This is a genomic window from Nonomuraea composti, assembly GCF_012034275.1.
GTDB classification, from domain to species: Bacteria; Actinomycetota; Actinomycetes; order Streptosporangiales; family Streptosporangiaceae; genus Nonomuraea; species Nonomuraea composti.
This window is the reverse complement of record NZ_JAATEP010000028.1, coordinates 68,091-90,009: the sequence shown is the minus strand read 5'-3', so window position 1 is coordinate 90,009 and position 21,919 is coordinate 68,091. Positions and strand designations below refer to the sequence as shown.

General features: G+C 70.5%; 20 protein-coding genes. 11 read left to right on the top strand and 9 right to left on the bottom strand.

The annotated features are described in order from the left end of the window. The first annotated feature begins 19 nt into the window (after positions 1-19). Both HCN51_RS33525 and HCN51_RS33520 read left to right on the top strand, forming a co-directional pair. Positions 20-718 (top strand): SDR family oxidoreductase, encoded by a 699-nt coding sequence (locus HCN51_RS33525; protein ID WP_168015075.1) that lies wholly within the window; start codon positions 20-22, stop codon positions 716-718. Positions 719-751: 33 nt separating this feature from the next. Next, a complete protein-coding gene (locus tag HCN51_RS33520) occupies positions 752-1,654 on the top strand; it encodes a MerR family transcriptional regulator (RefSeq protein WP_168015073.1) in 903 nt (300 codons plus the stop codon). A gap of 10 nt (positions 1,655-1,664) precedes the next feature. Here HCN51_RS33520 and HCN51_RS33515 read toward each other — a convergent pair whose 3' ends face one another. Beyond that, positions 1,665-2,285, bottom strand: a complete 621-nt coding sequence (locus HCN51_RS33515) for a TetR/AcrR family transcriptional regulator (RefSeq protein WP_168015071.1) — start codon at positions 2,283-2,285, stop codon at positions 1,665-1,667. Positions 2,286-2,338: 53 nt separating this feature from the next. Between HCN51_RS33515 and HCN51_RS33510 the strand changes: the two genes are divergently transcribed. Then, positions 2,339-2,983: an O-methyltransferase gene (locus tag HCN51_RS33510; RefSeq protein WP_168015069.1), complete on the top strand. Its 645-nt coding sequence runs from the start codon at positions 2,339-2,341 to the stop codon at positions 2,981-2,983. 26 nt (positions 2,984-3,009) lie between these two features. Continuing rightward, positions 3,010-3,897, top strand: coding sequence for a DNA-3-methyladenine glycosylase family protein (locus tag HCN51_RS33505; protein WP_168015067.1), 888 nt, complete (start codon positions 3,010-3,012; stop codon positions 3,895-3,897). On the opposite strand, the gene HCN51_RS33500 is transcribed toward HCN51_RS33505, so the two are convergent. Next, on the bottom strand, positions 3,870-4,226 hold the full coding sequence (locus tag HCN51_RS33500; protein ID WP_168015065.1) for a MarR family transcriptional regulator: 357 nt from the start codon (positions 4,224-4,226) through the stop codon (positions 3,870-3,872). The genes HCN51_RS33505 and HCN51_RS33500 overlap by 28 nt on opposite strands. Before the next feature lie 154 nt (positions 4,227-4,380). On the opposite strand from HCN51_RS33500, the gene HCN51_RS33495 reads away from it, so the two are divergent. Continuing rightward, positions 4,381-4,749 carry an STAS domain-containing protein gene (locus HCN51_RS33495; RefSeq protein ID WP_168015063.1) on the top strand — a complete coding sequence of 123 codons (369 nt, stop codon included), beginning with the start codon at positions 4,381-4,383 and terminating at the stop codon, positions 4,747-4,749. 4 nt (positions 4,750-4,753) lie between these two features. On the opposite strand, the gene HCN51_RS33490 is transcribed toward HCN51_RS33495, so the two are convergent. After that, positions 4,754-5,038 carry a hypothetical protein gene (locus HCN51_RS33490; RefSeq protein ID WP_168015060.1) on the bottom strand — a complete coding sequence of 95 codons (285 nt, stop codon included), beginning with the start codon at positions 5,036-5,038 and terminating at the stop codon, positions 4,754-4,756. A gap of 207 nt (positions 5,039-5,245) precedes the next feature. Here HCN51_RS33490 and HCN51_RS33485 point away from each other — a divergent pair, with 207 nt between their 5' ends. Further along, entirely contained in the window at positions 5,246-6,448 is a 1,203-nt protein-coding gene (locus tag HCN51_RS33485; protein WP_168015058.1) for a hypothetical protein, read from the top strand. 6 nt (positions 6,449-6,454) lie between these two features. On the opposite strand, the gene HCN51_RS33480 is transcribed toward HCN51_RS33485, so the two are convergent. The 4 genes from HCN51_RS33480 to HCN51_RS33465 form a co-directional block, all read right to left on the bottom strand. Beyond that, positions 6,455-7,819, bottom strand: coding sequence for a sensor histidine kinase (locus HCN51_RS33480; protein WP_346433878.1), 1,365 nt, complete (start codon positions 7,817-7,819; stop codon positions 6,455-6,457). Between the two features lie 82 nt (positions 7,820-7,901). After that, complete coding sequence (locus tag HCN51_RS33475; protein ID WP_168015056.1) at positions 7,902-9,014, bottom strand: HupE/UreJ family protein; 1,113 nt, start codon at positions 9,012-9,014, stop codon at positions 7,902-7,904. Positions 9,015-9,069: 55 nt separating this feature from the next. Further along, positions 9,070-13,008, bottom strand: coding sequence for a metallophosphoesterase (locus tag HCN51_RS33470; RefSeq protein WP_168015054.1), 3,939 nt, complete (start codon positions 13,006-13,008; stop codon positions 9,070-9,072). Between the two features lie 133 nt (positions 13,009-13,141). Next, the gene (locus tag HCN51_RS33465) at positions 13,142-14,149 is read right to left on the bottom strand and encodes a LacI family DNA-binding transcriptional regulator (RefSeq protein ID WP_168015052.1); all 1,008 of its coding nucleotides are present in this window, start codon (positions 14,147-14,149) and stop codon (positions 13,142-13,144) included. A 258-nt stretch (positions 14,150-14,407) separates the two neighbouring features. Here HCN51_RS33465 and HCN51_RS33460 point away from each other — a divergent pair, with 258 nt between their 5' ends. The 5 genes from HCN51_RS33460 to HCN51_RS33440 are packed head-to-tail and all read left to right on the top strand — an operon-like array spanning position 14,408 to position 19,312. Further along, the gene (locus HCN51_RS33460; RefSeq protein ID WP_168015050.1) at positions 14,408-15,634 is read left to right on the top strand and encodes a sugar ABC transporter substrate-binding protein; all 1,227 of its coding nucleotides are present in this window, start codon (positions 14,408-14,410) and stop codon (positions 15,632-15,634) included. Positions 15,635-15,646: 12 nt separating this feature from the next. Further along, positions 15,647-16,585 carry a carbohydrate ABC transporter permease gene (locus HCN51_RS33455; protein ID WP_168015048.1) on the top strand — a complete coding sequence of 313 codons (939 nt, stop codon included), beginning with the start codon at positions 15,647-15,649 and terminating at the stop codon, positions 16,583-16,585. Continuing rightward, the gene (locus HCN51_RS33450; protein WP_168015046.1) at positions 16,582-17,433 is read left to right on the top strand and encodes a carbohydrate ABC transporter permease; all 852 of its coding nucleotides are present in this window, start codon (positions 16,582-16,584) and stop codon (positions 17,431-17,433) included. The genes HCN51_RS33455 and HCN51_RS33450 overlap by 4 nt, the downstream gene beginning before the upstream one ends. A 14-nt stretch (positions 17,434-17,447) precedes the next feature. Next, positions 17,448-18,227, top strand: a complete 780-nt coding sequence (locus HCN51_RS33445) for a ThuA domain-containing protein (protein ID WP_168015044.1) — start codon at positions 17,448-17,450, stop codon at positions 18,225-18,227. After that, a complete protein-coding gene (locus HCN51_RS33440) occupies positions 18,224-19,312 on the top strand; it encodes a Gfo/Idh/MocA family oxidoreductase (protein WP_206068173.1) in 1,089 nt (362 codons plus the stop codon). The genes HCN51_RS33445 and HCN51_RS33440 overlap by 4 nt, the downstream gene beginning before the upstream one ends. A 230-nt stretch (positions 19,313-19,542) precedes the next feature. Here HCN51_RS33440 and HCN51_RS33435 read toward each other — a convergent pair whose 3' ends face one another. Together HCN51_RS33435 and HCN51_RS33430 are read right to left on the bottom strand one after the other, a co-directional pair. Further along, complete coding sequence (locus HCN51_RS33435) at positions 19,543-20,925, bottom strand: S28 family serine protease (protein WP_168015042.1); 1,383 nt, start codon at positions 20,923-20,925, stop codon at positions 19,543-19,545. A gap of 398 nt (positions 20,926-21,323) precedes the next feature. Beyond that, positions 21,324-21,896 (bottom strand): TetR/AcrR family transcriptional regulator, encoded by a 573-nt coding sequence (locus tag HCN51_RS33430; protein WP_206068189.1) that lies wholly within the window; start codon positions 21,894-21,896, stop codon positions 21,324-21,326. Positions 21,897-21,919 lie beyond the last annotated feature (23 nt).

Here is a 21,919-nt window from a genome sequence, read left to right as displayed (position 1 = left end):
TTCACTTCGGAGGACAACCATGAACATCTCCGGCTCCGTCGCTCTCGTCACCGGCGCCAACCGCGGCCTCGGCCGCCACTTCGCCCAGCAGCTGCTGGAGCGGGGCGCGAAGAAGGTGTACGCGACCGCGCGCAACCCGGAGCGCGTCGACCTGCCCGGCGTGGAGCCGCTGCGGCTCGACATCACCGACCCGGCCTCGGTGGCCGCGGCGGCCGCGGCCGCGGGCGACGTGACCCTGCTGATCAACAACGCCGGCATCGCCACCTACGCGAACCTCGTCACGGGCGACCTGGACAAGATCCGCCTGGAGATGGACACGCACTTCTACGGCACGCTGAGCATGGTCCGCGCCTTCGCCCCCGTGCTGGCGGCGGGCGGCGGCGGCGCGATCGTGAACGTGCTGTCCGCGCTGTCCTGGTTCTCCTACGACGGCGCCAACGCCTACGCCGCCGCGAAGGCCGCCGCCTGGAGCCTGACCAACGGGGTGCGCCTGGAGCTGCGCGGCCAGGGCACGCAGGTGACCGGCGTGCACCTGGGCGCCGCCGCCACCGACATGATGGCCGGCTACGAGGGCGACCTGCTCGACCCGGCCGACGTCGTGCGGGCGGCGCTCGACGGGGCCGAGGCCGGCGCGTACGAGGTCGTGGTGGACGAGTGGTCCGCGCACGTCAAGGCGTCGCTGGCCGGCGACCCGCGCGCGTTCTACGACGCCGCTTGAGTCTCCAGCAAGGGGAGACGCCAGAGTGGGCCCATGGACGGGGACACGCTCTACTCGATCGGTGACCTGGCCCGGCGCACCGGGCTGACGGTCAAGACCGTCAGGTTCTACTCCGACGCGGGGATCGTGCCGCCCACCAGCCGCAGCCCCGCCGGCTACCGCCGGTACGACCTCGCCGCCGCGGCCCGACTGGAGCTCGTGCGCACGCTGCGCGACCTCGGGCTCGACCTGCCCACGATCCGCCGGGTCGTGGAGCGCGAGTCGTCGCTGCCCGAGGTCGCGGCGGCGCACGCCGAGGCCCTGGAGGTCTCGATCCGCACGCTGCGCCTGCGGCAGGCCGTGCTGCGGGCGGTGGCCAGGCGCGGCTCCACCCCGGAGGAGATGGAACTGATGCACGAGCTCGCCAAGCTGCCGGAAGCCGGCCGGCGCCACCTGGTCGGCGACTTCCTCGCCGCCACGTTCGGCGGTGTGGACCATGATCCCGCCTACGCGGGGGCGATGGTGTCGATGACGCCCGAGCTGCCGGACGATCCGGCGCCGAAGCAGGTCGAAGCCTGGGTCGAGCTGGCGGAGCTGTCGCGCGACCCGGACTTCCGGGCCGCGCTGCGCCGGATGATCGAGCGGCACGCCGCCGACCGGGCGAGAGAGCCCGGCATCCGGCCCGACGCCGCCGCGCTGGCGCGTGACCTGGCCGCCCCAGCCCTTGCCGCCGGCGTCGATCCGGCGGGGCCCGCGGCCGAGCCGTACGTCGCGGCGCTTCTCGCCGCCTCCGGCCTGGACCGGGCCGGGCTGGCCGACCGGCTGGAGGCCGCCTGCGACCCGCGCAGGGAGCGGTACCTGCGCCTGCTCGCGGTGATCAACGGCTGGCCGCCGCCGGAGAGCCTGACCCCGGCGCTCACCTGGTTCGGCCGGGCCCTGCGGGCCCACGCCCGCTGAACGCGCGACCTCAGCGCGGCGCCGCGGGTCCGCGCTCATGGAGCACGCGGTCGAGGAAGTCGTGCGCGAGCCGGTCGGTGTAGTCGCGCCCGATCGGCTCGTCCGTGACGAGCACCCGGTAGTAGAGCGGCCCCACGAGGCGGTCGGTCTCGGCCGCCACGTCGATCCCGGCGGGCAGCTCCCCCCGCGCGACCGCCCGCTCCAGCGGCAGGCGGTCGCGCCGCCGCTGCTCGTCGAGGTAGCGGGCGCGGAAGCCGGCCCCGAAGGCGGGGTCGTGCTGGGCCTGGGCGATGAGCGCCTTGAACACGGCCCCGGTGTCGGTGGCGCTCAGCACGTGGGCGAGCTGGGCGAGGTAGGCGGGCAGGTCGAGGGCGAGCAGGCCGTGGTCGGGCGGCGTCAGGTCCTCGGCCAGGTCTTCGACGAGCGCGTCGACGAGCACCGCCGTCTTGCCGCTCCACCAGCGGTAGACGGTCTGCTTGGCGACCCCGGCGCGGGCCGCGATGCCCTCCATGGTGACGCCCGCGAAGCCCTTCTCGGCCAGCAGGTCGTCGGCCGCCTGGAGCACCGCCTGCCGGGCCGCCTCGCTGCGCCCGTGCCGGTTGCCGTGGTGCCGCCGCTCCGTGTCCGCCATGTCATGAAGAATATCGTTAGCGTAGACGCGACGTTGCGTCTAGCCTAGGCGGCATGACACACACCAGCACACTCGCCGACCCGCGCGTGGCGGCGGCGCTCGACCGCATGTTCGCCGAGGCCGAGCGCGACGACTCCCGGCCGTTCCCGCGCGCCGGCGGCACGATGACGGCCCAGGAGCAGGCCGACGCCGCCGCCGAGATCTACATGCCGATCTCCCCCGAGGGCGGCCGGCTGCTCTACACGCTGGTACGGGCCGCCCGCCCGGCCACGGTGGTCGAGTTCGGCACCTCGTTCGGCATCTCGACCCTCTACCTGGCCTCCGCCGTGCGCGACAACGGCACGGGCCGCGTCGTCACCACCGAGCTGAGCAAGGCCAAGATCGCCGCCGCGCGCCGCACGTTCGCCGAGACCGGCCTGGACGACGTGATCACCGTCCTGGAGGGCGACGCCCGCGAGACGCTCGCCGGCCTGTCGGAGCCGGCCGGGTTCGTGCTGCTCGACGGCTGGAAGGACCTCTACCTGCCCGTGCTGCGCCTGCTGGAGCCCCGCCTCGCCCCCGGCACGCTCGTCGCCGCCGACGACAGCACCTTCGACAGCGTCCGCCCCTACCTCGACCACGTCCGCGACCCGGCCAACGGCTACGAGAGCGTCCCGTTCCCGGTGGAGGACGGCATCGAGATCAGCTGCCGCCTCTAGTCCCCGGAGCCGCCTACCATACGCGCATGACCACGCACGGATTCACGCTGACCGCCGAAGGGCCGTTCGACTTCGCCGACTCACTGCGGTTCGTCGAGGACTGGCCGGCCACGAGCGCGCTGCCCTCCGACGGCCGGAGCCTGCGCTTCGCGTACTGCGCGGAGGCCGACTGGCGGCCGATCGGCGTGAGCGTGACGGGCGCGCCGGGCGGGGTGGCGGTCACCACTACGCGGCCGGCCGGGCCGGCGATCAGGGGCGAGGTGGCGCGCATCCTCTCCCTCGACGTGGACGGCGCCGGCTTCGCCAAGCTGGGCGAGGCCGACCCGGTGCTCGGCGACCTGCAGCGGCTGCGCCCCGGCCTGCGGCCCGTGTGCTTCTGGAGCCCGTGGGAGGCGGCGTGCTGGGCGGTGATCGTGCAGCGCTCGTCGATGCTCATCGCGTCCCGGATCAAGCAGCGCATCGCCGAGCGGTACGGCGCGCGGGTCGAGGTGGACGGGCACCCGTACACCGCCTTCCCGCCGCCCGTCTCGCTGCTGGACGCGGGCGGGCTCGGGCTGCCCGTGCAGAAGGAGGAGTGGGTGCGCGGCCTGGCCAGGGCGGCGCTCGACGGCCTGCTCACCACCGAGCACCTGCGCTCGCTGGCCCCGGAGGAGGCCCTGGCCGAGCTGCGGGCGCTGCCCGGCGTGGGGCCGTTCTCGGCGGGCCTGATCCTGATCCGCGGCGCGGGCGCCCCCGACGCGTTCCCCGGGGACGAGCCGCGGCTGTTCGCGATCCTGCGCGAGGCGTACGGGCTGGCGGAGGACGCGCCGCCGTCGGCGTACCGGAAGCTGGCCGAAACGTGGCGGCCCTACCGCTCGTGGGCCTCGTTCCTGTTCCGGGCGACCGCCTACGGCGTCATGGACGAGCGCGACTGAACTCCGTCGATCTTCCGCATCTGGGGCAGGTCGTCGTGCTGGGTGAACATGTCGATCAGCAGCCTGATCGGCAGGTCGGCCTCGGTCGGGTAGCGGAAGTGCTGGTCGAGGTTGAGGCTGTAGCGGTTGCGGCGGCCGACCTTGTCGCGGGTGACGTAGCCGCCTTCGAGCAGGTCGCGCACGATGTTCTGGACGGCGCGCTCGGTGATGCCGATGCCGGCGGCGATGTCACGCAGCCTGATGTCGGGATCCTTGGCGATCTCCACGAGCACGCGGGCGTGGTGGGTGAGGAAGGTCCAGCTGGACGTTCGATCGTCGGTTGCGCTCATGCCCCTTTCGACTCCGATCCTGGCCCCGGATGAAAACCTTTCACGAAGATCCTATGACGAAAAGTCTTTCCTGTATCTATCTACGGGCATAGAGTTTGTGCGCAACGACAGGCGTACCCGCGGTAACCGAAGACCCCCAGCCCCAGGAGTGCCCGTGAATCTCACCTGTCGCCGTCTCCCTGGCGCCACGCTCATCGCCGTGGCCGGGCAGGTGGACACCACGACGTCCGGCCGCCTCGAAGAGTACATCGACCAGCACCGCGAGCGGCTCGACGAGCATCTCGTCATCGACATGAGCGAGCTGTCCTTCCTCGACAGCTCGGGTCTGGCCGTCCTGCTCGCCGCCGCCACCCTCGCCCGCGCGCACGGCGCGGAGGTGCACCTGGCCGGGCTGCAACCGATGCCGGCCCGCCTGCTGGAGATCACCGGAGCGGGGCGGGCCGTGACGGTGCACGATCACATCGAGCAGGCCCTCGGCGCGATCGTCGACCTCGACCTGGTCAACCCGCAGGAGCCCGCGTAGGGGGTCACGCCGGCCGGCGGTGCACGTTCACCAGGTGACCGTTCTGCCGCACCTGTGCCTCGGCGTAGGGGCACAGGGGCCGCGTCACGTACGCCTCCGCGATGCTGTCGGCGTGGCCGCGGTCCACGCCCCAGCCGATCGTGTGCCAGCGCGCCTCGCCGTCGTCGCCCGTGGTGTCCAGAACGGCGATCTCGAACAGCTCGGCGGCGGCAGGAGGCGTGCAGCGGACGTGTCCGTCCGCCCGCCCCTCGACGGTGCGGACGTTCCCGCCGGTGCCCCGCTGGTCCATCTGGGTCTCCCTCCGATCACGCAACCCTGGTGCCGAGTCCATGCCCCGATCCCCATCAGGTCAGTCATGCCGCAGCATGCCGGGCCCGTGTGTGTTCATTACCGACTGCGGAGGTTCAAGCGGGAGCGTCCAGAGATTCGACCGGGAAGCCTCGGGTAGGGCGGGCGGGCAGGTCGCACGCCGACGAGCGCGAAGGAACGCACCGACATGACCTTCAATCCACTTCAGGAGCGGGGCATCCCGCTGGACAAGCAACTGCGCAACTGGCGGGAGCTGAACGTCACCCCGACCGACCCCGACCACGCCGACCCGTACACGCGGTGCCGGATCATCACCATGAACGGGATCGAGGTGGAGGCCATCCTGTTCAGCCACCAGCTCGCCCGCCACTGCCCCGACCTGGAGCTGAAGCAGCACCTGGCGCGGGTGCGCTACATCGAGGCCCAGCAGCAGAAGGTCGTCAACTGGCTGCTGCCCGGCCTGGCCTCGGTGCTGGAGACCACGATCGCCTACGAGCAGGTGGCCGTCGACCTGACCGCCTGGGTCGCGCGGATGGAGCCGGACCCGTACCTGCAGCAGGCCTACCAGTTCGGCGTGCTGGAGGACTTCGACCACCTCTACCGCTACGCCAACCTGTACGAGATGATCGAGCACCGCAAGGCGGAGAAGATCGTCGACAACCTGACCGAGGTCATGCCGGGCCGGCCCACGTACCTGCACCACCGTGACCCGGTCGACAACGTGCGCGAGCCGTACGACAAGAGCTCGGCCGCCCCGATCAGCAAGCTGCACGCCCTGACGATCATGTCGGCCGAGCAGCAGACCATGAACTTCTACATGAACGTCGGCCCCACCTACATGGAGCCGATCGCCCGCCAGCTCTACCAGGAGATCGGCCTCATCGAGGAGGAGCACGTCACCCACTACGAGTCGCTGGTCGACCCGGGCGAGAGCTGGTGGGAGATGCTGCTCAACCACGAGTACAACGAGTGCTACCTGTACCACTCGTTCATGGAGACCGAGTCCGACCCCAAGGTGAAGAACATCTGGGAGCTGCACCTCAACATGGAGCTGGAGCACCTGCGGCTGGCCGCCGAGCTGTTCAAGAAGCACGACGGCCGCGACCCCGAGCAGGTGTGCGCGCCGGAGCTGCCGCAGCCGGTCACGTTCGAGCCGAACAAGGCCTACCTGCGCGAGCTGATCGCCACCCAGATCGACTACACCACCCTGGGCACCGGCTACGTTCAGGACGCCCACGAGCGCTTCGAGAAGATGCAAGAGGCGCTGATGGGCGGCGAGAAGGCCCCCTCCGAGCGGGTCATCGACGACAACCGCGCCAAGTCCGGCGAGGAGTACCGGCTGCAGACCGAGGGCGACCACCCCGTCCACAGCCTCCAGATGCAGCGCTGAGCACGATCAGTCCTCCTGCACCGGCAGCCTGAGCACGAACCGGGCGCCGGTGTCGGAGTCCTCGATGGTGAGCGTGCCGAGGTGCGCCGTCGCGATCTCGCGGGCGATCGGCAGGCCGAGGCCGGTGCCGCCCGCGTCGCGGCTGCGCGAGGCGTCGAGGCGGGTGAAGCGCTCGAAGACCTTCTCGCGGTGCTCGGGCGCGATGCCCGTGCCGTCGTCGACGACCTCCAGCACGGCCTCGTCGCCCTGCCTGCGCAGGGTCACGATGATCTGCGACTCGGCGTGCCGCTCGGCGTTGTCGAGGAGGTTCGTCAGCAGGCGGGCCAGCTGCAGCCGGTCGCCGTTGACGACCACGCCCGTCTGGAGCGTGGTGACGATCCGCTTGGAGCGCGGCCTGGCGGTCTCGGCCGTCACCAGATCCGCCAGGTCGAGGGGCTCACGCTCGTCGGGGGCGCCCGCGTCGAGCTTGCTCAGCGTGAGCAGGTCCGTCACGATCGCCTGCAACCGCTCCAGGCTGGCCAGCACCTCGGCGCCGGTCTCCGGCCAGTCGGCGTCCTCGGGGTGCAGCAGCGCGTCCTCGACCTGGGCGCGCATCGCGGTGATGGGGCTGCGCAGGTCGTGGGAGGCGTCCGCGGCGAACTGGCGCTGCCGCTCCATCGCCTCCTGCAACCGCTGCAGGGCCGACTCCAGCCGCTCCAGCGTGCGGTTGCTCGTCTCGGCCAGGGCCCTGATCTCGTCGTCGGTCTCGGGCACGGGCACCCGCATCCCGCCGCCGCCCTCGCTGATCTCGGCCAGCCGCTTGGTGATGCCGCCGACCGGCCGCAACGTCCTCGCCACGACGCGGGAGACCCCGAACCAGGTCAGCACGACCAGCGCCGCCGTCACGACGGCCTGGAACGCGATCACCTGCGGGGCGACGTACCACGGCACGGCCGGGCCGACCCCGTAGATCAGCCACTCCCCCTCCGGCTGGTACGCGACCAGCACCACGACGGTCTTGCACGTGCCCGGGAAGCGCGGCAGGTCGCAGAGCCTGGCGACCTCGTTCGCCTGGTCGTGGTGCGGGATCTCGGTGGTCAGCCGCGGCGCCCCGGCCAGCCCCCGCGTCCAGGCGACCGGCCGGCCGTGCGGGTCCACGACCTGCACGCCGTCGAGCCCGTGGTCCGGCAGCACTTGGGGCAGCCGGTTGCGTTTCACCATGAGCAGCACGCGCACGCTCTTGCTCGTCACCTCGCGCGCCCTGATGTCGGCCACCTCGTTGCGGATGCCGAACAACACGAACGCGCTGACGACGACGTTCAGCAGCAACATCGCGATGCTGGCCCACAGGGCCAGCCGCGTCCGCAAGGACCGGCCCAACCGTCTGCTCACGCCCCTCCCCCGAGGATCAGCAGAACACAGAGGGGGTGTTCGCCGCTAACCTCGGGAGATTCCCCGACAAATCCGCCTACTGTCAGAGCGGCAGCGGAAGGCGCTCGACCAGCCAGTACAGGCTGACCCCCACGATGGGCACCGATAGGGCGATCATCGCCCAGCGGGCCCAGGGCGTCCGGCGGAGCAGGGTGAGCAGGGGGAAGAGAACGGCGATGAGGGCGAGCTGGGTGGCCTCGATGCCGGCGTTGAAGCTGAGCAGCGACAGCAGCAGCTCCCACGACCCGCTCCGGTCGATGTCGAGGGCGCCCGCGAAGCCCAGCCCGTGCACCAACCCGAAGGCGAGGACGATGGGCAGGCGCCGGCGGCCGAGGCGGTCCTCGTCGCGGCCGAGCAGGTTGGCGAGGGCGACCACGATGATGGAGGCGGCGATGACCGGCTCGACGATCGCGCCCGGCACGTCCACCAGGCCCAGCGCCGCCAGCAGGAACGTGATGCTGTGCGCGGCGGTGAACGCGGTGGCGGTGACGACGACGTCGCGCAGCCGGCGCGCGCCGATGAGCAGGGCCAGCAGGAAGAGCACATGGTCGAGGCCGGTCAGCAGGTGCTCGGCGCCGAGCAGGAAGAACTCGCCGGCCTGGTCGCTCCGCGCGCGCTCGCCCACCTTCAGCGTCGGGGACTCCGCCACCAGGACGGCGGAGCCGCGCTTCCCGTCGAGGTCGTAGCGGACGAGCGTCTCCGTGCTGTGCACGAACGTCTCGGCGTCGGGGAACAGCGCGCTGGAGATCGCGTGCGTGCCCCCGGAGCCGCTCTGGCAGGCGAAGGCGAAGGTGAGCACGGCGAAGGTCTTCCTGTCCCGCGGGCGCACGTCGGCGTCGCGGGTCAGGGTGGGCGCGCAGGGCCGGTCGTCGTACGTGACGGCGAAGCGCTCCGTGACGTACTCCACGACGGCGTCGCGGTTGAGCTTGAGCTGGCGCAGCTGCTCGGCCCGTTCCTTGGCGTCGTAGGCGGAGGCGTAGAGCCAGGCCGACTTCATCAGCAGGTCGTACTCGAGGTCCAGCACGACCCGCACGTCCGCTCCGGTGCCGGTGACCTCGGCGCGGGCGGTCGTGGTGGCGTCGTGCGCCGCGGCGGGGGCGGGGAGCAGCAGAGCGGCCAGCAACAGTAAGACGAGGGCAGGCAGCCGGCGCGGCATGTCAGGTCTCCAGAGGGGATGCCGCCCCGGGCCGGGCCCGGGGCGGCGGGTGGATCTAGCGGTTGAACCAGCGGTGCATGGGCGAGTCGGCGTCCCACCTGCCGGGGCGGCCGTGCTCGTCCTTGGTGACGAAGACGCTCGGCTCGGACGCGGTCACGCCGCCGCCGGCGGAGCGGGCGGTGACGAACCAGGCGTAGGCCGTGTCGTCCTTGAGCCGGTCCCACGTCACCGAGGCGACCTGGCCGGAGGCCACCCGGTCGCGCCCGATGACCCGGGTCGGCTTGTAGATGGCCAGCGAGTCGGTCTGCAGGCTCGTCGTACGCGAGGTGAGGTCGACCGGCAGCACCATGTTGTCCTCGAGGCCGTTGTAGCGGCGCAGCGGGTCGTACTCGGTGGCGCCGAACTCGTTGAGCAGCGGCGAGAACGTGTCGACGCTCAGCTCGGAGCGCTTGACGTCGAACTGCAGCATGCGCAGGAAGCTCGCGCCGAACTGGAGCTGGTCCTGCGGGTTGTAGCCGCCGATCTCGGTCAGGCCGAGCCGGTCGGCCGAGACCGTGTAGAACTGGTAGTCCGCCAGCAGCTCCACGACGCCGTTGCCGACCTGGCCCACCTTCGGCTTGACGTTGGTGCCCACGCCGTGCTCGTGGCCGGCGAGGATGAGGAAGACGTTCGGGTTCTTCTCGACGACCGTCTTGTACAGCATCGAGCCGTCGGGGGCGGAGAAGCCGGCGCCGCGCCCGTCGGGGTTCGTGCTCGGCACGAGGTAGTCGTGCGAGAGCAGGATGCCGTTGCGGTTCGGGTACTTCTTGAAGACCGAGTCGGCCCATTCGGCCTCGTCGCGGGTCACCCCGTACGACAGGCCGACGACCACGAAGTCCAGCCCGCCCGCGGAGAACAGGTCGTAGTGGTTCTGGTTGTCGCCCTCCTTCCACGGGCCTCCGTACTCGGCGTGCTGCCATCCCTGCGCGGCGGTCCGGTAGCGGGAGGGTCCGTAGTACTGGTTGTAGATCGCGCCGGGGCCATCCTCGGTGCCCGACTGGTTGTCGTGGTTGCCGGCGATCACGCCGTTCGGGATGCCGGCGTCGTCCAGCACGCGCTGCTGCTTGGAGGAGACCTCGAACTCGCCGACCACCTGCCGCTGCGTGGCCTCGTCGGCGGGCTTGCGGATGTTGTTCTCCACGATGTCGCCGGTGTGGGCGACGTACGAGATCTTCCGCTGGTCCTTGTTGTCCTTGATCCAGTTGACGATGCCGGCGTAGGCGGACTCCCACACCGCGCGCTCCTCGGCCGTCTCCTGCTCCACCGCGCCTTCCGAGATGTACTGGGTGTCGGTGAAGTGCACGATCGAGAAGTCGTAGGTGGACGGGTCGGCGAAGCCGTTGGGGTCGCCCGGCTCGATGTCGTCGGCGAACGGGTCCTCGGCCGTCACCATGACGTGCACCTTCTGCCGGTCGATGTAGGCCGGGTCCACCACGGCCGTCAGCGCGGTCTTCCCCTCGGGGGCGCCGCGGGAGCTGGTCAGCAGGTCCCACGCCTTCGCCTTGGTGTTCCACACGCGCAGCGAGGCGAGCCGCTCGGGGTCGATCGAGCCCTCCCAGCGCAGCACCGGGTCGTCCGCGTGCCCCTTCACCTGGACGTCGAAGCGCTGGTAGACGAGGTCCTGGCCGCTCGGCGCGTCGAGCGTCTGCCCGTCGGCCGGTTCGAGCCCGCGCGCCCTGACCTTCTTCTCGCCGGGCACCTGGAGCGTGGTCGGCAGCGTCGTGGCCGTGCCCTGGTACACCTCGTTCGGGGTGAGGATCTCGGCCTGCGAGAACGTCGCGGTGACCGGGCCGCCGTCCGGCTCGGCCACCTTGGCCGACAGGGTGGCGGGGTCGGAGACGTCCACGGCGCCCAGCGCGGGGCTCAGCTCGGACGGCACGTCCGGGATGCCGGCCGACTCGAACACGATCTCGCGCGTCGCGGCGTTGCCGAGCCCGTCGGAGCCGGACACCGACAGCGTGTGCCGGCCCGCCTTCAGGCCCGGCCCGACCTGGGCGCCGAGCGCGACGGGCTGCCCGTCGAGCTTGACCTCGGGGCCGGTGACCACGCCGGAGGCGTCCTCCAGCCGGACGTCCAGCACGACCGTGGCCCTGATCTTCTCGCCCGCCGCCGGGACGCTCCTGGTGACCTTCGGCGCGGAGTTGTCGGTGATCAGCGTACGGGTGGCGCGCTCGCCGCCGCTCGACTCAGCGGCCAGCGTGTGCTTGCCGTCCTTGATCGCCGTGGTGTCGAGGTCGGCGCGCAGGCCGCCCGCCGGGGCGGCCACCAGGAACTCCAGGTCGATCTCGGTGAGCGGGTTGACCGAGTCGCCGCAGTTGCCGTCGCCCATGCTGTACGAGCTCTTCAGCATCTGCCCGGTGGCCGTGCCCTGCGCCGGCGTCAGGGCGATGTTGGAGATGGCGTAGTCGTCGCGGTTGTTCCCGCAGGACGTCGGGTACGTGCCGGCCACGAAGTCGATCGTGTTCCAGCCGGGCACCAGGTACTCGTTCGGGATCGTCAGGTCGACGCGCTTGCTGACGAAGTCGCCGTCCACGATGACCTTCTGGCCGTTGACGAGCAGGTAGCTCTGGTAGCGGGCCTCGATCGAGTTGCTGCCGACGTTGAAGCTGAGCTTCGCCTCGCCCGAGCCGAGCGTCTCGACGAGGTGCACGGCCGGGGCGTCGATCGTGTAGCGCAGTTCGACCTCGCGCCTGGCCGCGGTGTCGGAGCCGCAGGTGCCGTCGCCCATCGCGTACGACGCCTCGACGCCCTGCCCGGTCACCGTGGCGCCGTCGAGCGTCAGGGCCAGGCCGGACAGGGTGAAGTCGTCGCGGTCGTTGCCGCACGCCTCCTTGTAGTCCCCGGTGACGACCTTGATCGTGTTGTCGCCGGGCGTCAGGAAGCGGGCCGGCACGGCGACGGTGGCGCGGCCGTTGACGTACGAGCCACCGAGGTCGATGCGCTTGCCGTTGACGAGCAGGAAGTTGTTGTACTTGTCGTCCAGCGCGTCCGCGCCGACGTCAAAGGCGAGCATCGCGGCCCCGTTGCCGAGGGTGGCCTTCGTGACGGGAGCCTCGCCGTCCACAGTCAGCTTCTTGACGCCGCCCGCGCTGCCCGCCGGGACCGTCGCGAAGACCGCCTTGGTGCCCGCGACCAGCGTGCCGTCGGTGGGCAGCAGCCGCGGCGCCCCGGCGGGGGCGTTGTTGACGGTCACGTCGTGCTTGACGGTGACGCCCGCCGCGGTCGTGGCGCTGAGCACGTGCGGGCCGTTGGACAGCTTGGTCGTGTCCACGTCCGCCGCGAGGCCCGTGGTGCCCTGCGGGTCGGACTGGGTGAAGAACGTGAGGGTGGCGCGCTTGAGCAGCGTCGTGTTCGTGCCGCAGCTCCCGTCGCCGAACGAGAGCGTGTACGGGTTGTCCTCGCCGTCGGCGACCTCGCCGAGCAGTTCGAGGCCCACGTCGGACAGCACGAAGTCGTCGTAGTTGGTGCCGCAGGACGACTGGATGGCGCCGACGACGATCTCGACGGTGTTCTCGCCCTTGACGAGGTGCTCGTTCGGAATGTCGAGGGTGGCCCGCTGGCTGACGTAGTTGCCGATCTCGACCTTGTACGCGCCGTTGACCAGCACGTAGCTGTGGTACTGGGCTTCGGTGGAGTTGGAGCCGACGTCGAAGGCGAGCTTGGAGACGCCCACCGTACGGGTGGCGCCCTCGATCGCGGCGTCGTCCACGGCGAGCTTGGTGACGCTGTCGCCGGCCGTCGCCGGGACGGCGGCGGCCTTGACCGTGCCTTCGAGGTAGGAGCCGTCGGCCGGGGTGAGGGCCGGCGGGGTCGGGGAGGCGGGGGGCGTGGGCGACGGGGTCGGCCGGCCGCGCTCCGGGTCGGCGTACGCGGCCGTCACCAGGGTGTTCACCAGGAGTGCGGTGAGCGCGACGGCCGTGGCCGGCCGTCCCCGTTGCCATAATCTGCGCTGCATCGGGAGAGGGGTCCCTTTCTCAAACGTTCCGGGGCCGGTCGGACGGCCCCCGGGCACCTTGGGGCGCTCGGGTGAACGTTGAGCATGGAGTGACTGAAGAGAATGGGAACTGTCTCCTCATTCTGGGCATTTGTCACAAAACGGGAACGGGCCCCACGGATTCCCCCGGCACCAGCGCGCACGGGATCAGCGTGTGCGGCGGCGCGTCGGGCACGCCTTCGAGCTGGTCGATCAGCGCGTCCACAGCCAGCCTCGCCAGCTCGGCGGCGGGCGCGGCCATGACGGTCAGCTCGGGCTCGATCATCTCGCCCAGCTCCCGCGTGGTGGACGCCGAGATCACCGACACGTCGCCGGGAATGGCGCGACCGGCCGACCGCAGCCCCTTGGCCAACCCCGCCGAGGCGCCCTCGTTGACGAGGACGACGGCCGTGTACCCCGGGTGCTCCTCGCACAGCAGGCGGGCGGCCTCCCGCCCGCCGGCCGACGTGCCGTCCACGGGGATGACCACGGGCGGCGTGCCGAGCGGCGCGATCGCGTCGCGGTAGGCCGACTCGACCCGCATGATCCGGCCCGGCTCCGCACCGCCCTTCGTGCGCTGCGTGACGAGCGCGATGCGCTCGTGCCCGTAGGAGCGCAGGTGGGCGACCGCCTCGCGGAGCGTGGTGGCGAAGTCGATGTCCACGTACGGCAGGTCGTCGTTCTCGGTGCGGCCGATCAGCGCGAACGGGATGCCGCTGGCCACCAGCCGCTCGACCCGGGAGTCACGGATCTGCACCTCCATGAGCAGCGCCCCGTCGACCAGCCCGCCCGCGAGCAGGTGCGACATCTGCTCGTCGTCGTTGACCGGCCACAGCACCAGGTCGTAGCCGCGCTCGCGGGCCCCGTGCGCGGCGCCCATGGCGAACTGGATCACGGTGGCGTTCGGCCGCGACTCCAGGTCGGGGTGGAGCAGGGCGAGGATGCGGGTGCGCGAGCTGGCCAGGGCGCGCGCCACGACGTTGCGCCGGTAGTTGAGCTCCTCGATGGCGGCCTCGATGCGGGCCCTGGTCTCGGGCGCGACCCGCTTGGTGCCGTTGAGCACGAAGGAGACCGTGGCGATGGAGACGTTCGCCCGGGCGGCGACGTCGCGCATCGTGACCATGGCGGCCCGCTCTCTTTGCCGGGAGACTTTTCTGAGGGAGCACCGAGCACTGCGACTATATATCCCTGCGGCCTTCGGCAAAACGCTTAACTTGTGGTTGACATCACAGACAGATCAGCGCAACATACACAACAAGCGAACGCCGGTTAAGCGCTTTGATCGATCAGTGCGGGCCGGCCCCCTCCCTCCATCTCCCCTGCTCTCCACCCCTCCACGGCCGATTTCCGCGACCCGCTCCAACGGGACAGGAGTCATCACATGGAGACAGCACAGAAGCGCCAGGGAAAGGCGCCCAAAGTGGCTGTCGCGGCGGCGCTGCTCGCCCCCCTCACGCTCACCGCGTGCACCGGGGCGGCCGCCTCCGGCACGGAATCCCCGAACACGCTGACCATTCAGGACTATTACGACGAGACCCAGGACCCGATCTACCACTCGTGCGCGAGCAGCATCGGCGTCTCCATCGAGATCAGCCACGTCGCGGGCCCCGGGCTGATCCCCAAGGTGCTCCAGCAGAGCTCCTCCCGCACCCTGCCGGACGTGCTCATGCTCGACAACCCCGACGTGCAGCAAATCGCCAAGTCGGGCGCCCTCTCCCCGCTGTCCGACTACGGCCTCACCGGCGAGGGCATGGTGCCCGCCGTGGTGCAGGCCGGCACGTACGCGGGCAAGCTGTACGGGCTCGCCCCCGGCGTGAACACGCTGAGCATCTTCTACAACAAGGACCTGTTCGACCAGGCCGGCATCACCACCCCGCCCGCCACCTGGGACGAGCTGCGCGCGATCGCCCGCCGGCTGACCGGCCAGAGCCGCTACGGCTTCGCCATGAGCACGATCAACACGTACGAGGGCACCTGGCAGTTCCTGCCGTTCATGTGGGGCAACGGCGGCACCGAACGGGACATCACGACACCCCAGACCGTGCAGGCGCTGCGCTTCCTCGTCGATCTGCAGAACGACGGGTCGATGTCCAGGAGCTCGATCATCTGGAGCCAGGACGACGTGATCGACCAGTTCGTCGCGGGCAAGGCGGCGATGGTCGTCAACGGGCCCTGGCAGCTGCCCGCGCTCAAGAAGCAGCGGGAGGTGCGCTGGGGCGCGTTCACGATCCCCAAGCGGGACCCGTCGCAGACCACGGTCGCGCCGCTCGGCGGCGAGGTCTTCACGGTGCCGCGCACGGGGAACCACGCCAAGATGGCCAAGGCCGGGCAGTTCGTGAAATGTCTCGTATCGCCGGAGAAGCAGCTCGAAACGGCGAGGATCAAGCAGAACGTGCCGTCCAACCCCGACGTCGCCGAGCAGGCCGGCAAGGAGAACCCCGCGCTCGCCCCGTTCGTCACGACCGTCAGGACCGCGCGCTCCCGCACCGCGCTGCTCGGCCCCGACTGGCCCAAGGCGGCCACCAAGATCTACAACGCCGTGCAGATCGCCCTCACGGGCAAGGCCGCTCCCGCCGAGGCCCTGCGCCAGGCGCAGGGCGAGCAGTAAAGGAGCACCGCGATGACCTCAGCCCACCTGAGCCTGACCGTCGCGGCCGGCGAGCGCCGCACGATCCTGTGGACGCGGCTGCTGCGGCGCGCCACGCCCTGGCTGTTCTCCCTGCCCGCCGTCGTGTTCGTGGCGATGTTCTTCGGCTACCCGATCGTCCAGAACGTCGTCATGAGCCTCCAGGAGTACACCACCTCGACGTTCTACAGCAGTGAGGCGCCCTGGGTCGGCCTGGCCAACTACGCCACTATCCTGTCCAGCTACCTGTTCACCACCACGCTGGTCAACACCGCGCTGTTCACCGTCGGGTCCATCACCTTCCAGTTCGTCATCGGGCTCGCGCTGGCGCTGTTCTTCAAGCGCGCCTTCCCGCTCAGCGGGTTCCTGCGCTCGATGCTGCTGCTGCCGTGGCTCATCCCGCTCATCGCCTCCAGCGCCGTCTGGAAATGGCTGCTCGACCAGGAGAGCGGCGCGCTCAACCAGTTCCTCGGCCTGTTCGGCGTGCCCGCCGTGCCCTGGCTCGTCGACCCCACGCTCGCGCTGGCCGGCGTCATCGGCGTCAACATCTGGCTGGGCATCCCGTTCAACGTCGCCATCCTCTACAGCGGGCTGCAGGCCGTGCCCAAGGAGCTGTACGAGGCGGGCTCGCTCGACGGCGCCACCGGGTGGACGGCGTTCCGCCACATCACCTGGCCCAACCTGCGGCCCGTGGTCAGCGTCGTCATCGTGCTCGGCGTCGTCTACACGCTCAAGGTCGTCGACATCATCCTCGGGCTGACCGGCGGCGGGCCCGCCAACTCCACGCAGACATTGGCGACGAACGCGTACAACAAGTCGTTCGTCGAGTTCAACTTCGGGGAGGGGGCGGCGATCAGCAACGTCCTCATCGTCGTCTCGCTCGCCTTCGCCCTCGTCTACCTGTACCTCTCGCGCCGGGAGCCGTCCGAATGAACCTCACCGTCGGCCCGGGCGCGGCAGGCGCCCGCGCCAGCCTCGACCTGCGGCGGCTGCCGATGACCGCGCTGGGCGTGCTCTTCCTGGCCGTGATGCTGTTCCCCGTCTACTGGATGGTCAACAGCAGCCTGCAGTCCAGCTCCGGCGCCACCACCAGGGACTGGCTCCCGCTCGACGCCACCCTGTCCGGCTACGCGAAGGCCATCTCCGAGCAGGGACAGAACTTCGTCACCAGCCTGCTCATCGCCCTCGGCACCGTCGTGCTCACCCTGGTCGTCGCCACCCCCGCCGCCTACGGCCTGTCCCGCTTCCGCTCGCGCGGCGCGAGCACGTTCGTGCTGGTGCTGCTGATCACGCAGATGATCCCCGCCATGGTCATCGCGAACGCGCTCTACCCCCTGTTCAACCAGCTCTACCTGATCAACAACGTCTTCGGCCTGATCCTCGCCAACACCGCCGCCGGCATCCCGTTCGCGGTGCTGCTCATGCGGGCGTTCATGGGCTCCATCCCCCGGGCGCTCGTCGAGGCCGCCATGGTGGACGGGGCCGGGCAGCTACGGGCGTTCCTCTCGATCGTCGTGCCGATCAGCAAGAACGCCATCGTCACCGCCGCCCTGTTCACGTTCCTCTCGGCCTGGAGCGACTTCCTGTTCGCCCTCACCCTGACCAGCACACCGGAAGTCCGGCCCATCACCCTCGGCATCTACGACTACATCAGCGCGAACACCCAGGACTGGGACACGGTGATGGCCACGGCGGTGCTCGCCTCCATCCCCGCCGCCCTGCTCCTGATCTTCGCGCAGCGTTACATCGCGGCAGGCGCCGTCGCCGGCGCCGTCAAGTAAGGAGATTCACTCTTATGACGATCCGTGTCCTGGTGTGGGGCGAGAACCGCCACGAGCAGGCCGAGCCCGAAGTGGCCAAGATCTACCCCGACGGCATGCACAACGCCATCCGGCGCGGCATCGAGGAGCGGCTCGGCGAGCGGGCGACCGTACGGACCGCCACCCTTGACGACCCCGAGCACGGCCTGACCGAAGACGTGCTCGCCGCCACCGACGTGCTGACATGGTGGGGGCACGCCGCCCACGGCGAGGTGGCCGACGAGGTGGTGGAGCGCGTGCACCGGCACGTCCTGTCCGGCATGGGGCTGCTGGTGCTGCACTCCGGCCACTGGTCGAAGATCTTCACCAAGCTGATGGGCACCACCTGCACGCTGCGCTGGCGCAGCCAGAACGACCGCGAGCTGATCTGGACCGTCAACCCCACCCACCCCATCGCGCGCGGCATCCCGCACCCCATCGAGATCCCCGCCCAGGAGATGTACGGGGAGCAGTTCGACATCCCGACACCCGACGAGCTCATCTTCATCAGCTCCTTCACCGGGGGCGAGGTGTTCCGCAGCGGGTGCACGTTCCGGCGCGGCAACGGCAAGATCTTCTACTTCAGCCCCGGCGACCAGGACTACCCCGTCTACCACCACCCCGACGTGCTGCAGGTCATCGCCAACGGGGTCGAGTGGGCGGCCGGCGACCCCGCGCGGCGCGAGCTGCCCACCCTGCTCCGGTACGAGATGGGGGACTTCTTCAACGGGCACGGCTACCGGGGCGCCATGCACAACAAGGAGAGCGGCCAGTGAGTGCGCGTCCGCTCCGCGTCGTCCAGGTGGGGGCCGGGGCGATGGGGATGGCGTGGCTGCGCACGCTCGCCGCCTCCTCCGACGTCGAGCTCGTCGGCGTGGCCGACCTCGACGTGGCGCGCGCGGAGGCGGCCGTCCGGTCGCTCTCCGGCTCTGACTCGATCGAAGTGGCCGGCTCGCTCGGTGAGCTGCTCGCGTCCATCGAGCCCGACGCGGTCGTGAACGTCACCGTCCCCGCGGCTCACAGCCCGGTGAACATCGAGGCGCTCTTCGCCGGCGTGCCCGTCCTGTGCGAGAAACCCGCCGCCCCGACCCTGGCCGAAGCACTCGTCCAGGCCGCCGCCTCGGAGGCCGCCAGCCGGCTGCTCATGATCAGCCAGTCACGCCGCTACTTCGCCGCCCTGTCCACCTTCCGCGAACGCATCGCGGAGCTCGGCACCCCCGGCCTGCTCACCACGAGCTTCTTCCGCGCCCCCCACTTCGGCGGCTTCCGCGACGAGATGCCGCAACCCCTGCTGGTCGACATGGCCATCCACGCCTTCGACGCCAGCCGCTACCTCCTGCGCGCCGAGCCGGTCTCCGTCGTGTGCGAGAGCTGGAACCCGCCCTGGAGCTGGTACCAGGGGGACGCGTCCGCCACCGCCACCTTCCTGTTCTCCGACGGCACCCGGTACGTGTTCACCGGGAGCTGGTGCGCGGAGGGCCGGGACACGTCCTGGAACGGCGAATGGCGCGCCGTCACCGCCGGCGGCACCGCCACCTGGGACGGCGAGCGTCACGTCACCTCCAGCGCTCGCGACCGGCCCGAGGACGTGCCTCCGGCCGCGCACGAGCAGATCGCCGGGGCACTCGCCGCGTTCGTGCACGCCGTACGGACCGGCTCCGAGCCCGACGGCACCATCCACGGCAACCTCCGCAGCCTGGCCATGGTCGAGGCGGCCGTCCGATCGGCCGAAACGGGAGAAAGGGTGCAGATCGGGGCGTTGCTGGAGCGGGCGTACGAGGAGGCGCTGGCGTTGCCGGTGCGGGAGGAGGTCCGGGAACGGCTGAAGGCTTGGGGCGCGGCGGCCACCGTCCTGTCCTGATCTCAAGGACGGGACGCCGTCGCGCGGCGCGCGGGCGCGGCAGGGCGCGACGTTCGCATGGGCAAGTGCCCCGGAACGCCATCGCCCTGCTCGCCCACCTCCTTCCCTCTTCCCTGCTCCCCGCGCCGTTTCCGCCGACGCAGCCCGCGTGGCGTCCGACGAACGCGCACCACGTACGACGTCAGGAGGCGAGACGGTCAGCGGGCGAGACGGTCAACCGAGCGAGACGGTCAGCGGGTGTGACGGTCGGGAAGCATCGGATCATCCGGAAGAGGCGCCGCTTCCGGGAGCCGCTGCCGGGCCGTGGACAGGTCCGCCCATCGGAGCAGCGTGGCCGTCGCCTCCGCCCGTTCCGCCTCGGACAGCAGCGCGATGGACGCCCCGTGGTTCGCGCCCGGCGCGACGTACAGGTAGGAGTCACGCCTGCTCGGGGTGAACCGCTCGGCACTCCACGGATCGTTCTCGCCGTAGACGAACATCATGCGTTCCGAGCGCGTACGCACCCAGTGGTCCACGTCCAGCATCGGCCACGGATCATGCCGGGACCGCAGCTCGGCCGGCAGAACGGAGTTGGGCTGGTACAGGCCACGGTAGCGGGTCAGCCCGCGCAGGTGCCGGAAGGCGAGATCGGGCCAGCCGAGCTGGGTGGCCGCCTGGTAGTAGTACGGCGTGTAGTACTCCATGCCCTGATCGGTGTAGAAGGCGAAGGAGGCGACGTTGTCGATCCAGGCGTACAGCTCCTCGTCGGTCGCCGTCACGGGCGGCACGGACGGGCAGTCGGCCACGCCGAGGTACTGCCAGAACGCCCACGCCGTGTCGAGCACCGTCATCTCGAACGACCGGTCGGCGCTGCCCAGCGTCCGCCCGAACGTGTACCCGTTGCGCGCCGCGTCCGCCTCCAGCAGCGCCACCATCCGCTCGCGCCGCTGCAACGCCTCCCGCTGCACGTTCTCCAGCGCCGCGCGGCAAGCCGGGGTACCGACCCTGGCGAAGAACCGGTCGTAGGCGAGATCCTGCGGGTTGACCGGATCGTCGGGCGCAACGTAGGCGACCACGCCATCCACGTCACCCGGGTAGAAGCGACGGTGGTAGACCGAGGTCATCCCGCCCTTGCTCACCCCCGTCTGGATCCACTTCCCCGAGTAGATCGTCTCGAGCGCCTGAACGATGCGGTGCTCATCGGTGGCTTCCTGCCAGATCGTCAGGTCATCCCAGTCGGCGGGCGACGGCCGGGAGGAGCGGAAGAAGCGGTGCTCGACGGAGACCTGGTTGCCGTCGAGCAGCCTGGTCGGTTCGGTACGCGAGGCCACCGGGTTCACCGGCAACCCGTACCCGCTGGTAGCGAGCACGACAGGTGCCTGCTCCGAACGGTGGAGCAGAGTGAGGCGCTGCTGAAAGACGTCCCGGCCGGGATGCCGGTGATCAGCAGGCTGCGTATAGGACAGGACGAAGAACCGATAGCCGGCCGGCTGCGCCTCCGACACCACGGTCAGGCCGGGGATGGCCTTGAGCCGTTCAAGCAGCTCGTCCTGAGCTGCGGCGGTGGCGGGGAAAGCGGGCAGGAGGAGGGCCAGGGTCGCTGCCGCCAACGCGGCGAGAAACCGTAATCGCACGACATGCGCTCCTTCGAAGGAGAACCGGTTTCGCCCGAAGGTATATCGATCATGCCCTCCCGACCACCCCACCCCGGACGAAAGCGGCCCGGCAAAAGCCCAACCCAACGGCCATGACCATCACGACCCCTCCCTCCTCCCGTCCGAGACCCAAGACCCGCGGCCGCAGCCCGAGGCCCGCAATCCGGGGCCCAAAGCCCGAAGCCCGAAGCCCGAAGCCCGCAATCCGGGGCCCGAAGCCCGAGGCCCGAAGCCCGAGACGAAGCAGGACAGCAGGAGAGCAGGACAGCAAGCCCGCAACCACACCCGTCACGCCCTCTCTCGCCTCCTCACCCCACACCGAGACGAAGCAACGGACGACAGAAAGAAGCACAGAGCTAACAGGCGCGGGCGGCGCGTCACACCCCGGTGAATCGGGACAGCAGGAGCGCAAGCCGACGCTCGTGACCATCATTCGGAAGCCTGCCCTGACGCATCAACGTCGTCAGGCCATGCAACGCAGCCCAGAACGTCTCGGCCAGCGCCCCCAGCTCATCCTCGCTCTCCGCGTACGGCCGAACAGCAGCGGCCAGCTCGTTGAACGCCGCCCAGAGCGCAGGCGGCGCCTCGGGATCACCGAACGGCAGATCCACCTGGTGGTGGAACATCGCGTCGTAGAGCGCCGGCCGCCATCCAGCGAAGGCGGTATACGCCCGCGCAACGGCTTCCAGCGCCCCAGCCGCGTCGACCGCCTCCGTACGCGCAGCCCGCAACTCCTCAGCCATGCTGGCGAACCCTTCGACCGCCACAGCGGTCATGATCGCCCCCTTGCCCTTGAAATGGCTGTAGAGCACCGGCTGGCTGTACTCGACCCGCTCGGCAAGCCGCCGAGTCGTCACCGCCTCCCACCCCTCAGCCTCGGCCAGCTCCCTGGCCGCAGAAACGATCAGCTTCTCCCGCTCGGCCCGAACCCGCTCACGCCGCGTCTGCATCGTCACGCCTCCAAATCTAGCAC